Raw genomic sequence first — 11695 nt, forward strand, 5'->3', positions numbered from 1 at the left:
CCATGACGGAGAGCACGAGCGAGGGGGCGCAGGCCAAGCCGCGCCCGGCTCCGCGGCGCACGCCGGCGAAGACCGCGCCGGCCGCCACCGGCACCAGCACGCGGGCGCCGCGCAAGCGCAGCACGTCCGCGAAGGCCCGCACGGCATCGCCCGCGACCGTCGCCGCAGAGGAGGCGGCGACGGAACAGACCCCGGCTCCCGCCCCGGATCCGCGCCCGACCGTGCTCGCCGTCCGCGACATCCACAAGCGCTTCGGCGACACGGTGGCGGTCGACCACGTGAGCCTCGACGTGCGCGAGGGTTCCTTCTACGGCATCGTCGGTCCGAACGGCGCGGGCAAGACCACGACGCTCTCGATGGTCACCGGCCTCCTTCGCCCGGACGCCGGGTCGGTGATCGTGCACGGCGTGGACGCGTGGGCCGACCCGATCCGAGCCAAGCGCGTCATCGGCGTGCTCCCCGATCGTCTCCGGCTGTTCGATCGCCTCACGGGCGCGCAGTTCCTGCAGTATGCAGGCACGCTCCGCGGGCTCAGCGCCAAGACGGTGCGAGCCCGCTCGGCCGACCTCGCGACGGCCTTCGGCATCGACGACGCTCTCGACCGCCTCGTAGCCGACTACTCGGCCGGGATGACGAAGAAGATCGCTCTGGCCGCCGCGATGATCCACTCGCCGCGCCTCCTGGTGCTCGACGAGCCCTTCGAGTCGGTCGACCCGGTCTCCGCGGCGAACGTCGTCGACATCCTGCAGCGCTACACCGCTGCCGGCGGCACGGTCGTGCTGTCGAGTCACGGCATGGACATGATCCAGCGCGTGTGCGACAGCGTCGCCATCATCGTGCGCGGCAAGGTCCTCGCGGCCGGCACCATCGACGAGGTGCGCGGCGAGCAGACGCTCGAGGAGCGGTTCGTCGACCTCGCGGGCGGACGCAAGGCAGCGGAGGGCATGGAGTGGTTGCACAGTTTCTCGGACTGAAGCTCCGGCTGATGGGCAACGCCTTCCGGCGCAGCCCGTGGCAGGTTTTCGGGCTGGTCCTGGGGGTCGTCTACGGCGGCGTCATCACCGTGCTGGCCGTCTCGGCGCTGGTCGCGGCGCGCCTGGTGACCGATGTCGACGCCGTGCACGATGTGCTCGTCGTGCTCGGCTCGATCGTCGTGGCCGGTTTCCTCCTGCTGCCGCTGCTGTTCGGCGTCGACGATACGCTCGACCCCCGAAAGTTCGCCCTGTTCGGCCTCCCGAACCGGGTCCTGTCGACCGGGCTGCTGCTGGCGGGCCTGGTCGGCATCCCGTCGTTCGTGCTCATCGTGTGCAGCGCCGCGACGGTCGTCACCTGGTCGCGGGATCCGATGACCACGATCGTCGCCCTCGTCTCGGCCGTGCTGGTGGTCGCCACCTGCGTGCTGGCCTCGCGCGTCTCGACCGCGCTCGCGTCGTTCCTGCTGGCGACCAGGCGGTCGCGGGAGGCGGGCGGCGTCGTCGCCACGCTGCTGCTCGTCCTCCTGGCGCCGGCCGTGCTGCTGCTGGTGACCGTCGACTGGGGCCGCGACGGGCTCGGGGCGCTCTCGGGGGCGGCGTCCTGGATGTCGTGGACGCCGTTGGGTGCGGCCTGGAGCGCTCCCGGGGCAGCCGCCTCGGGCGACCTCGGTCGCGCGCTCCTGCAGCTGCTCGTTGCCGTGGCGACCGTCGGGCTCCTCTGGCTCGTCTGGGACGTCCTGGTGAGCACCGTCCTCGTCACGTCCCCGCGCCGTGCGCGCACCAAGGCCTACCACGGCACGGGCTGGTTCGGCCGGCTCCACGGCGGACCGACCGCGGCGATCGCGGCGCGTTCGATGACGTACTGGGGTCGCGATCCGCGTTACTGGGTCTCGATCGTCATGATCCCGGTGATCCCGGTCTTCGTCATCGTCGCGCTCCTGCTCGCAGGGCTGCCGTCGCACTACGTCTCGCTGGTCCCGCTGCCGTTGGTGTGCCTGTTCCTCGGCTGGAGCGTCCACAACGACGTGGCGTTCGACGGCACGGCCGTGTGGCTGCACATCGTCTCCGGAACCCGCGGCATCGCCGACCGCGTCGGGCGTCTCTTCCCCCCGATCGTGATCGGCATCCCGGTGATCGCGATCGGCTCGATCGCGACCACGATCGCCTACGGCGACTGGGCGATCCTGCCGACCGTCGCCGCGCTGAGCGGGGCGATCCTGGTGATCGGGCTGGGCCTCTCGTCGATCTCCTCGGTGCTGTTCCCGTATCCCGCCACGAAACCGGGTGACAGCGCCTTCACCCAGCCGCAGACGTCCGGCGCTTCGGCGGCGTTGGTGCAGTCGCTCAGCTTCTTCGCCATCCTCCTCCTGGCCTCTCCGGTGGTCGTGTTCCTCGTGCTGGGCCTGGTGGTGAACCCGTTCTGGCTCGGGGTCGCCCCCGTCGTCGCGGTGATCATCGGCTTCGCCTGCCTGTTCGGCGGCCTCTGGGCCGGTGCCCGCCTGTTCGACCGGCGCGGGACCGACGTCATGGCGTTCGCCACGCGCAACGGCTGAGCGACGCGTCTACACTGGAGGGATGAACGAGGCGAGCATCTCCGAACCAGGCGGTCTGCCCTCGGGCGGCGGTGCGGCGACGCTGGACCGCGAGCTCGAGGAGCTCCTCCAGAACGTCGAGCCGGGCGATCACGAGCGCTTCTCGCACTACGTGAAGAAGGAGCAGATCCTCGAGTCCGCGATCACCGGCAAGCCCGTCAAGGCGCTGTGCGGCAAGAAGTGGACCCCCGGGCGTGACCCGGAGAAGTTCCCCGTCTGCCCGTCGTGCAAAGAGATCTACGAGAAGCTCAAGGACGAGTAGAGCCACCTAGGGCGTGTCTCCTAACCGTTGTTGTGGTCGTGGTGCAGGCTGGGCGTTGTGTCGCGGTCTCGGGTGTTGTCGGATTCTCAGTGGGAGCGGATCGCGTCGTTGATGCCGGCCCCGTCGCCGAAGGGCGGTCGCCCGTTCGGTGATCATCGTTTGGTGGTCGAGGCCATCATTTGGCGGTATCGGACCGGGATTCCGTGGCGGGATCTGCCGGCGGAGTTCGGTCCCTGGCAGACGGTCTGGAAGCGTCACAACCGATTCAGTCACGACGGCACCTGGGACCGGGTGCATGCTGCGCTGTTGACTGAGGCCGACGCGGCCGGGGTGCTGGATTGGACGGTGAGCGTGGATTCCACGATCAACCGAGCCCACCAGCATGCGACCACCTTCGCCCGTGTCGAGGAGCCCGCGGGCCGCCGCCCCACCAACACCCCAGGGGGCACGATCGAATCACAAGAATCTTCGTCAGGAACCCGCTGACCACGCGATCGGCCGCTCGCGTGGCGGCCTGTCGACGAAGATCCACCAACTCGTCGATGGCAACGGACTCCCGCTTGTCGTGCTCCTCACGCCGGGCCAGTCCGGTGATTCGCCGATGTTTGACGCCTTGATGGGACAGCTCCGAGTAGATCGAATGGGTCGAGCTCGCACCCGGCCCGACGCCGTCCGCGGCGACAAAGCGTATTCATCACGCGCAATCCGCTCCCACCTCCGCCGACGCGGTATCGCGGCAGTCATCCCCGAACCCGACGATCAGAAGCGACACCGCCTCAACCGCGGCAGCGCGGGCGGCAGACCACCCCGATTCGACGCGATCAACTACCGAGGACGGAACGTCATCGAACGCGGCTTCTGCGACACCAAGCAATGGCGAGGCCTCGCCACCCGCTACGACAACCTCGCCGTCACCTACCGGGGAGCAGTCGTCCTCCGCGCAATCACACTCTGGCTCAAACGGTTAGAAGACACGCCCTAGGCGAAGATCGTCGGCAGCACCGGGTCGCCGCGTCCGACGCGGAACGCCTGCTCCGGGAGCTCCCGCATCGCGCGTTCACGGTGCTCCCTCGCCCGGCGGGTACCGTCCGCGCCGAGGTGCTCGGGGTGGATCTCACCATCGGTGACGAGCGGGACGAGCAGGTCTCGCCCGGTGTCATCGGGAACATCGCCCTCGTCGACGATGTGGACGACCTCCGCCACCGCCAGACCGCGCTCGTCGAGCCGACGCACGGGGTGCTTGCGCCCGCCGACGCTCGCCTTGCCGTCCGACTTCTTGGCGACGGGAACCCACTCGCCGGTGCCGTCGACCGTGCGGTGAGCCACGAGCTTGTAGACCATGCCGGAGGCGGGGGACCCGGAGCCGGTGACGACCGAGGTCCCGACGCCGTACGAGTCGACCGGGGACGCGGCGAGGGCGGCGATGGTGAACTCGTCGAGGTCGTTCGTGACGGTGATCTTCGTCTCCGTCGCGCCGAGACCGTCGAGCTTCTCGCGCACCCGTCTCACCAGCTTCGGGAGGTCACCAGAGTCGAGGCGCACCGCGCCCAGCCCGGGCCCCGCGACCTTCACGGCGGTCTCGATCGCCCGCTCGACGTCGTAGGTGTCGACGAGCAGGGTGGTGCCGGGCCCGAGGGCGTCGACCTGGGCGCGGAAGGCGTCCTCCTCCGAGTCGTGCAGCAGGGTGAAGGCGTGCGCCGCCGTCCCCATGGTCGGGACGCCCCAGGTGCGGCCGGCTTCGAGGTTCGACGTCGCACCGAAACCGGCGATGTACGCGGCGCGGGCGGCGGCGACGGCGCTGCGCTCGTTGGCGCGGCGCGAGCCCATCTCTGCGAGGGGGCGGCCGGCGGCGGCGGAGACCATGCGCGCGGCGGCGGAGGCCACCGCGGAGTCGTAGTTGAAGACGCTCAGGATGAGGGTCTCGAGCACCACGCCCTCGGCGAACGGCGCGTCCACGATCAGGAAGGGCGATCCGGGGAAGAACACCTCGCCCTCGCGATAGCCGCGGATGGTGCCGGAGAACCGGTACCCGGCGAGCCAGTCCAGCGTCTCCGACCGGACGACGGCGTTCTCGCGCAGGTAGTCGAGCTCCTCATCGCGGAACCGGAACTCCCGGAGCAGCTCGAGCAGCCTCCCGGTGCCGGCGAGGACCCCGTAGCGTCGCCCCTCCGGCAGCCTGCGGGTGAACGCCTCGAAGACGCAGCCGCGGTCATGCGTGCCCTTCAGAAGGGCGGCGTCGATCATGGTGAGCTCGTAGCGGTCGGTCAGGAGCGCGGATGACTCGGTCACCCGTTCAGCCTAGCGGCGTGCCGCACCGGACGGCGGGGTAGGCTGGATCGCTGTGACGGATGCGCCGATTGGGATCTTCGACTCGGGAGTCGGCGGGCTCACGGTCGCGCGTGCGATCCGCGACCAGCTCCCGAACGAGTCGATCCTCTACGTGGGCGACACCGCGCATTCGCCGTACGGGCCGAAGCCGATCGCCGACGTGCGGCGGTACTCGCTCGAGGTGCTGGACTTCCTGGTCGAACAGGGCGTGAAGCTGCTGGTGATCGCGTGCAACACCGCGTCGTCGGCGATGCTGCGCGACGCCCGCGAGCGCTACTCCGTCCCGGTGATCGAGGTCATCCAGCCGGCCGTCCGGCGCGCTGTGCGCGCAACGCGCACCGGTCGGGTCGGAGTGATCGGCACGGTCGGCACCATCGCCTCCCGCGCCTACGAGGACGCCTTCGCCGCCGCGCCGACGCTCGAGCTCTTCACGCAGGCGTGCCCGCGGTTCGTCGAGTTCGTCGAAGCGGGCATCACCAGCGGCGACGAGGTGCTGCAGGTGACCGCCGACTACCTGGAGCCGCTGCGCGACGCCGATGTCGACACACTCGTGCTCGGCTGCACGCACTATCCCTTCCTCAAAGGCGCGATCTCCTACGTGATGGGCGAGGGCGTCTCCCTGGTCTCCAGCGACACGGAGACCGCGAAGGACGTCTACCGGACGCTCGTGGGCGGAGGCCTGGAGCGCCAGTCCGCCGAAGCGCCGACGATCCACTACGAGGCGACCGGCCTCGACGCCGACAACTTCCTGCGCCTCGCGCACCGCTTCATCGGCCCGGAGGTCTCCCGTGTCGACCTGGTGCAGACCGGCGTCATCGACCTTCCGTTCTGACCACCCCATCCACACGAGGAGAGCCACGTGACCGATATGATCCGCGCCGACGGGCGCACCGCCGACCAGCTCCGCCCGGTCACCATCGAGCGCGGCTGGAGCAAGCAGGCGGAGGGATCGGCGCTCATCTCGTTCGGCGACACCCGCGTGCTGTGCACGGCGTCGTTCACGAACGGCGTGCCCCGATGGATGGCGGGCAAAGGCCGTGGCTGGGTGACCGCGGAGTACGCCATGCTGCCCCGCTCGACCAACGACCGGATGGACCGGGAGGCGGTCAAGGGGAAGATCGGCGGCCGCACCCACGAGATCAGCCGGCTGATCGGCCGCAGCCTGCGCGCCGTCGTCGATATGAAGGCGCTCGGCGAGAACACGATCGTGATCGACTGCGACGTGCTGCAGGCAGACGGAGGGACCCGCACCGCCGCCATCACCGGCGCCTATGTCGCCCTCTCGGACGCACTCGAGTGGGGTCGTGAGCACCGCTTCATCGCACAGCGGGCGACGCCGCTGATCGACTCCGTCTCGGCCGTCTCGGTCGGCATCATCGACGGCACGCCGATGCTCGACCTCGCCTACGTGGAGGACGTGCGTGCCGAGACGGACATGAACGTCGTCGTCACCGGCCGCGGTCTGTTCGTGGAGGTGCAGGGCACCGCCGAGGGCGCCCCGTTCGACCGCTCCGAGCTCAATTCGCTGCTCGACCTCGCGCTGCTCGGCACGACCGAGCTGTCGAACGTGCAGAAGGCCGCCATCGGCGCGGGGGCTTGAGCCGTGGTGCGCGTCGTCCTCGCCACTCACAACGTGCACAAGGCGGTGGAGTTCCAGCAGATCCTGGGCGATGCCGTCCCCGGGATCGAGATCGTGCGGTATGACGGACCCGAGCCTGTCGAGGACGGGTCGACGTTCGCGGAGAACGCCCTCATCAAGGCGCGCGCGGCCTCCGAGCACACGGGCCTCCCGGCACTCGCGGACGATTCCGGCATCTGCGTCGACGTCATGGGCGGCTCGCCCGGCATCTTCTCGGCCCGCTGGGCGGGAGGTCACGGCGACGCGCAGGCCAACCTCCAGTTGCTGCTCGACCAGCTCTCGGACATGCCGGACGCGTCCCGTGCCGCGCACTTCACGGCCACTCTGGCACTCGTCGTGCCGGGGGAGGAACCGACGGTGGTCGACGGAATCTGGCCCGGCAGGATCTCCCGGCAGGCCAGGGGAGCGCACGGCCACGGCTACGATCCGATCTTCGTGCCGGAGGGGTACGACGAGACGGCCGCGGAGCTCGGCCCCGACACGAAGAACCGCGAGAGCCACCGCGCCCGGGCGTTCGCCGCGATCGTGCCCGCGTTGCGCGACCTCGCCGGCCGCTGACCCCAGCTGAGAACGGCACTCATTCCTATCTAGCGGGATCGCTGGCGGCGGGCCCGGGCTTCTGTCTACCGTAGAAGGGATGAGTCACGACCACGGTCATTCCGCCAACCGCAACCGCCTCCTGATCGCGATCGGCATCGTGTCGACGGTGCTGGTCGTGGAGGTCGTCGGCGCCTGGCTGAGCGGCTCGCTCGCCCTCCTCGCCGATGCCGGTCACATGCTGAGCGACCTGACCGGCCTGATCGTCGCGCTCGTCGCCACCATCATCGCCGCGCGGCCGGCGACGGACCGGCAGACGTTCGGCTTCCGCCGCGCCGAGGTCTTCGGCGCGCTCATCAACGGGCTGATCCTGGTCGTCGTCGCCGTGGGGGTCGCGATCGGCGCGATCGGCCGGCTCGTGGCGGGTGTGTCGGAGGTGCAGAGCGGGCCGATGCTCATCGTGGCCGTCATCGGTCTCGTGGCGAACTTCGTGGCTCTCATGCTCCTGCGGCCCGCGGCCGGGCACTCGATCAACATGCGCGGCGCCTACCTGGAGGTGTTCGGCGACCTCGTCGGGTCGGTCACGGTCATCGTCGCGGCCGTCGTGATCATGGCCACCGGCTGGGGGCCCGCCGACGCGATCGCGTCCCTCCTGATCGCCGCGTTCATCGTGCCGCGCGCCTATCTGCTGCTGCGCGACGTCGTCCACGTGCTGAGCGAGGCGGCGCCCGCCGACACCGACGTGGCGCAGATCCGCGACCACATCCTCCGGGCGAGGGGCGTCGTGGCGGTGCACGACGTGCACGTGTGGGCGATCACCTCGGGCGCGCCGGTGTTCACCGCTCACGTCGTGGTCGAGCAGGAGGTGTTCCGGTCGGGGTCGACGGGAGCGCTGCTGGACGAGCTGTCCGGTTGCCTCGCCGAGCACTTCGACGTGGAGCACTCGACTTTTCAGCTCGAGCCGGCGGAGCACGCCGAGCACGAGGACGAGTTCCACCGCTAGGCGGGACCGCCGCGGTCAGGCCTCCGGTGTGGGAGCGGGGTGCGCCGCTGCGGCGTCCGCGTCGGCGGCCGCGTCCGCGAGGCGCTTCTTCTTCGACTTGCGCACCGACTGGAAGTAGTGGAACAGCGTCGGGATGAGCGTGATGACGACGGCGCCGATGAGGATGACGTCGATGTAGCTCGACACGAAATGCGCGACCGGCGGGATATAGCCGATGAGGAAGCCGAACAGTGTCAGCCCGGCACCCCAGATCAGTGCGCCGATCGCGTTGTAGAGCGAGTACTTCTTGTAGTTCATGTGGCCGACGCCGGCGGCGACGGGCGCGAACGTGCGGACGATCGGAACGAAGCGGGCGAGGATGATCGCCAGGGCACCGAAACGGTCGAAGAACGCGTTGGTCCGGCGCACGTTCTCCATGCTGAAGAGCCCGCTCTCCTTGCGTTCGAAGATCCGTGGTCCGGCCTTGTGGCCGATCAGGTAGCCGACCTCGCCGCCGAGGAAGGCGGCGAACGCGATCGCGAGGCACACCCACCAGATGTCGACCCCGAACACGAGCGAGGTGTGGGTCAGCAGCCCCGAGATGACCAGGAGCGTGTCGCCCGGCAGGAGGAACCCGACGAGGAGCCCTGTCTCGGCGAACACGATGCCGCACACGACGACGAGCGCCCACGGCCCGGCGGCCGTGATGATGGTGTTCGGGTCGAGCCAAGGGATGAGGCCGGCGTGATGGATCAAGACGCTCCAGACGGGTTCGAGGTACGGGGCCGAGTTTAGTGGCCGGAACCTGCACGAACCGTGCGAATTGTCGCGATGCGGACGAAGATCATCCTGTGGTCCTACTGTGCGGCGTCTTTGTCGTGCAGAGGGCCTCCGGTGCGGGAGAAGGGACTCGAACCCTCACGCCGTGAAGCACAGGAACCTAAATCCTGCGTGTCTGCCAGTTTCACCACTCCCGCGGCGCGCGCTGGGCGCGGCTACGACAATAGCTCATGCACGCGCGGGGCGACCTCGGTGCCGTACAGCTCGATGGCGCGCATGAGGTGGTCGTGCCCGAGCGTGCCGTTGCTGATCTTGAGGTCGAAGCGCTCGATGCCGAGGCCGCGGGCGGTGTACGCGATCTTCTTCGCGACCGTCTCCGGCGAGCCGACGACCAGGGCGCCGTCCTCTCCCGCCTCGTGCTCGAAGCGGGCGCGCGAGGCCGGGGGCCAGCCGCGCTCGCGTCCGATCCGGTTGGTCATGGCCTCGTAATGCGGCCACAGGATCTCCTTGGCCTCCTCGTCGGTGGCGGCGACGAACCCGGGGGAGTGCACGCCGATCGGCAGTTCGGCGTCCTGCCCGAACTGGTCGAGGGCCTTGCGGTAGAGCTCGGCGAGCGGCTGGAAGCGCATCGGGCCGCCGCCGATGATGGCGAGCATCAGGGGAAGCCCGTAGTGCGCGGCCCGGATGACGGACTCCGGGCTCCCGCCCACGCCGATCCAGGTCTTCAGCGGGCCGTGCTCGAGGTGCGGGTAGACCGACTGCCCGGTGAGCGGGGCTCGGAGGCTGCCTTCCCACGTCACCGGCTCCTGCGTGCGCAGCGCGGCGAACAGTTCGAGCTTCTCCTCGAAGAGCTCCTCGTACTGGCCGAGGTCGAGCCCGAAGAGGGGGAACGACTCGATGAACGAGCCGCGCCCGAGGATGACCTCGGCGCGACCGCCCGAGACGCCGTCCAGGGTTGCGAAACGCTGGAACACCCGCACGGGGTCGTCCGAGCTGAGCACGGTCACCGCGGAGCCGAGGTGGATGCGTTCGGTGCGGCCTGCGACGGCGGCGAGCACGACCTCCGGGGCCGAGACGGCGAAGTCCGCGCGGTGGTGCTCGCCGATGCCGATGAAGTCGAGGCCGACCTGATCGGCCAGGACGCCCTCTTCCACGACGTTGCGCAGCACCTGCGCGTGGGGCAGGGGCGCGCCGTCGGCGTCGCGGGTGACGTCTCCGAAGGTGTCGATCCCGAGTTCGAGCCTGGTCGCCATGTCAGTCCTCACATTCATGCGTTTGCATGAAGCCGAACGGCCTCGACGCCGAGCCTATTCCCCGGCCCCGCCCGTCTGTCAGGCGGGCCGCGCCGTGCGGGGAACGTACCGGGGGATGTAGCGCCCGAGCATCATCGCCCCCAGCAGTCCCAGCACGCCCATCACTCCGCCGGCGAACGAAATCGAGACGACCGCCGTCAACAGGGAGACGACGAGCGGGGCGACGGCCTGACCGGCGTCGCTCGAGAAGCGCCAGGCTCCGAGGAACGGCGCGGGCGCCTCCCGCGGCGCGAGGTCGGCGCCGAGCGTCATCACGATGCCCGATCCGATGCCGTTGGCGACGGAGAGGAAGAGCGAGACGCCGATGTACCAGGCGACGCGCGCATCCAGGTCGTGCGTGAAGGACAGGGCCAAGAAGCCGGCACCGAGCCCGATCATCGACGGGATGGCGCTCCACATCCGGCCGAACCGGTCCATGATCTGCCCGCTCGCGTAGAACAGGGCGAAGTCGACGGCACCGGCGATGCCGATGATGAGCGCCGTGTTCGCCTCACTCAGGCCGATGGAGACGGCCCACAGGGGCATGAGCACGGTGCGCGCCGAGCGCACGGCGCTCACGAGCGCGACGCCCGAGCCCATCCGGATCAGCACGGCGCGGAACAGCCAGATCGTGCGGAACAGGCCGTGAGTGCGCTCCTCCGCCTCCTCCTCGCCCGCGGTGACCGGCTCGCCCTTCGGATCCGCGGCGCGCGGAGCCGGCCCGAACATCTTCTCCGGGTCCGGCAGTGCGATCAGCACCACGACGGCGCCGACGCAGCCGACCACGAAGATCCAGAACACCGACTGCGTCGAGCCGGTCAGAGCGATGACGGCGGAGGCGATGAGCGGGCCGACGAACCACCCGCCGCGGAAGATCCCGCCGAGCGTCGAGAGTGCGCGCGCACGGTACTGCTGCGGAACGTAGGTCGTCATGAAGGCGTGCCGGGCGAGTGCGAACACCGCCGTCGCCAGGCCGACCACGAAGATGCCGACCATGAGCACCCAGTAGTTCGGCGCGAGGAGGCAGACCGCGATTCCGATGATCGCCACCAGGGCGGCGGCGATCATCGATCGGCGCTCGCCGAAGCGCGACACGATCCAGCCGCTCGGGATGTCGCCGGTCAGCTCGCCGAGCATCACCATCGAGGCGATGAAACCGGCCATCGCGAGCGACGCGCCGAGGTTGCCGGCGGCGATCGGGATGATCGGGATGATCGCGCCCTCGCCGATCGAGAAGAGCAGCGTCGGCAGGAAGGCGGCGAGGGCGACGGAGCGGAAGCGGAAGGGGCGCTCGTCGATAGTCATCTCC

At 69.7% G+C, this 11695-nt stretch carries 11 protein-coding genes, 1 tRNA gene and 1 pseudogene; 8 read left to right on the forward strand and 5 right to left on the reverse strand.

The window, feature by feature from the left end:
• The first annotated feature begins 2 nt into the window (after positions 1 to 2).
• The 4 genes and pseudogenes from IT072_RS08350 to IT072_RS08365 all read left to right on the forward strand — a co-directional run bounded on the left by IT072_RS08350 (position 3) and on the right by IT072_RS08365 (position 3810).
• Positions 3 to 974 (forward strand): ABC transporter ATP-binding protein, encoded by a 972-nt coding sequence (locus IT072_RS08350; RefSeq protein ID WP_327058951.1) that lies wholly within the window; start codon positions 3 to 5, stop codon positions 972 to 974.
• Positions 950 to 2527: a hypothetical protein gene (locus IT072_RS08355; protein ID WP_223360479.1), complete on the forward strand. Its 1578-nt coding sequence runs from the start codon at positions 950 to 952 to the stop codon at positions 2525 to 2527. The genes IT072_RS08350 and IT072_RS08355 overlap by 25 nt, the downstream gene beginning before the upstream one ends.
• Positions 2528 to 2549: 22 nt before the next feature.
• Entirely contained in the window at positions 2550 to 2828 is a 279-nt protein-coding gene (locus IT072_RS08360) for a DUF3039 domain-containing protein (protein WP_223360480.1), read from the forward strand.
• 57 nt (positions 2829 to 2885) lie between these two features.
• Positions 2886 to 3810, forward strand: a pseudogene (locus IT072_RS08365) (IS5 family transposase).
• On the opposite strand, the gene IT072_RS08370 reads toward IT072_RS08365, so the two are convergent.
• Positions 3807 to 5117, reverse strand: a complete 1311-nt coding sequence (locus IT072_RS08370) for a nicotinate phosphoribosyltransferase (protein ID WP_223360481.1) — start codon at positions 5115 to 5117, stop codon at positions 3807 to 3809. The pseudogene IT072_RS08365 and the gene IT072_RS08370 sit on opposite strands and share 4 nt — an antisense overlap.
• Before the next feature lie 52 nt (positions 5118 to 5169).
• On the opposite strand from IT072_RS08370, the gene murI reads away from it, so the two are divergent.
• From murI to IT072_RS08390, 4 genes are all read left to right on the forward strand, one after another.
• Complete coding sequence (murI, locus tag IT072_RS08375) at positions 5170 to 5988, forward strand: glutamate racemase (RefSeq protein WP_223360482.1); 819 nt, start codon at positions 5170 to 5172, stop codon at positions 5986 to 5988.
• Positions 5989 to 6015: 27 nt separating this feature from the next.
• Positions 6016 to 6756 (forward strand): ribonuclease PH, encoded by a 741-nt coding sequence (rph, locus tag IT072_RS08380; RefSeq protein ID WP_327058944.1) that lies wholly within the window; start codon positions 6016 to 6018, stop codon positions 6754 to 6756.
• A 3-nt stretch (positions 6757 to 6759) separates the two neighbouring features.
• Positions 6760 to 7353, forward strand: a complete 594-nt coding sequence (gene rdgB / locus IT072_RS08385) for an RdgB/HAM1 family non-canonical purine NTP pyrophosphatase (RefSeq protein ID WP_223360483.1) — start codon at positions 6760 to 6762, stop codon at positions 7351 to 7353.
• 79 nt (positions 7354 to 7432) lie between these two features.
• On the forward strand, positions 7433 to 8335 hold the full coding sequence (locus tag IT072_RS08390; RefSeq protein ID WP_223360484.1) for a cation diffusion facilitator family transporter: 903 nt from the start codon (positions 7433 to 7435) through the stop codon (positions 8333 to 8335).
• Between the two features lie 15 nt (positions 8336 to 8350).
• Here IT072_RS08390 and IT072_RS08395 read toward each other — a convergent pair whose 3' ends face one another.
• From IT072_RS08395 to IT072_RS08410, 4 genes are all read right to left on the reverse strand, one after another.
• The gene (locus tag IT072_RS08395; protein WP_223360485.1) at positions 8351 to 9070 is read right to left on the reverse strand and encodes a DedA family protein; all 720 of its coding nucleotides are present in this window, start codon (positions 9068 to 9070) and stop codon (positions 8351 to 8353) included.
• 139 nt (positions 9071 to 9209) lie between these two features.
• Positions 9210 to 9291 (reverse strand) — tRNA-Leu (locus IT072_RS08400).
• 18 nt (positions 9292 to 9309) lie between these two features.
• Positions 9310 to 10347, reverse strand: coding sequence for an LLM class flavin-dependent oxidoreductase (locus IT072_RS08405; RefSeq protein ID WP_223360486.1), 1038 nt, complete (start codon positions 10345 to 10347; stop codon positions 9310 to 9312).
• A 78-nt stretch (positions 10348 to 10425) separates the two neighbouring features.
• Positions 10426 to 11691: an MFS transporter gene (locus tag IT072_RS08410; protein WP_223360487.1), complete on the reverse strand. Its 1266-nt coding sequence runs from the start codon at positions 11689 to 11691 to the stop codon at positions 10426 to 10428.
• Positions 11692 to 11695: the final 4 nt, after the last annotated feature.

It is taken from the genome of Leifsonia sp. ZF2019, assembly GCF_019924635.1.
Taxonomy (GTDB): Bacteria; Actinomycetota; Actinomycetes; order Actinomycetales; family Microbacteriaceae; genus Leifsonia.

Bases quoted from the DNA above. Each gene is read 5' to 3' on its own strand.
- IT072_RS08350 (WP_327058951.1), top strand. From the start codon at position 3: ATGACGGAGAGCACGAGCGAGGGGGCGCAGGCCAAGCCGCGCCCGGCT.
- IT072_RS08360 (WP_223360480.1), top strand. From the start codon at position 2,550: ATGAACGAGGCGAGCATCTCCGAACCAGGCGGTCTGCCCTCGGGCGGC.
- IT072_RS08390 (WP_223360484.1), top strand. From the start codon at position 7,433: ATGAGTCACGACCACGGTCATTCCGCCAACCGCAACCGCCTCCTGATC.
- IT072_RS08405 (WP_223360486.1), bottom strand. From the start codon at position 10,347: ATGGCGACCAGGCTCGAACTCGGGATCGACACCTTCGGAGACGTCACC.
- IT072_RS08410 (WP_223360487.1), bottom strand. From the start codon at position 11,691: ATGACTATCGACGAGCGCCCCTTCCGCTTCCGCTCCGTCGCCCTCGCC.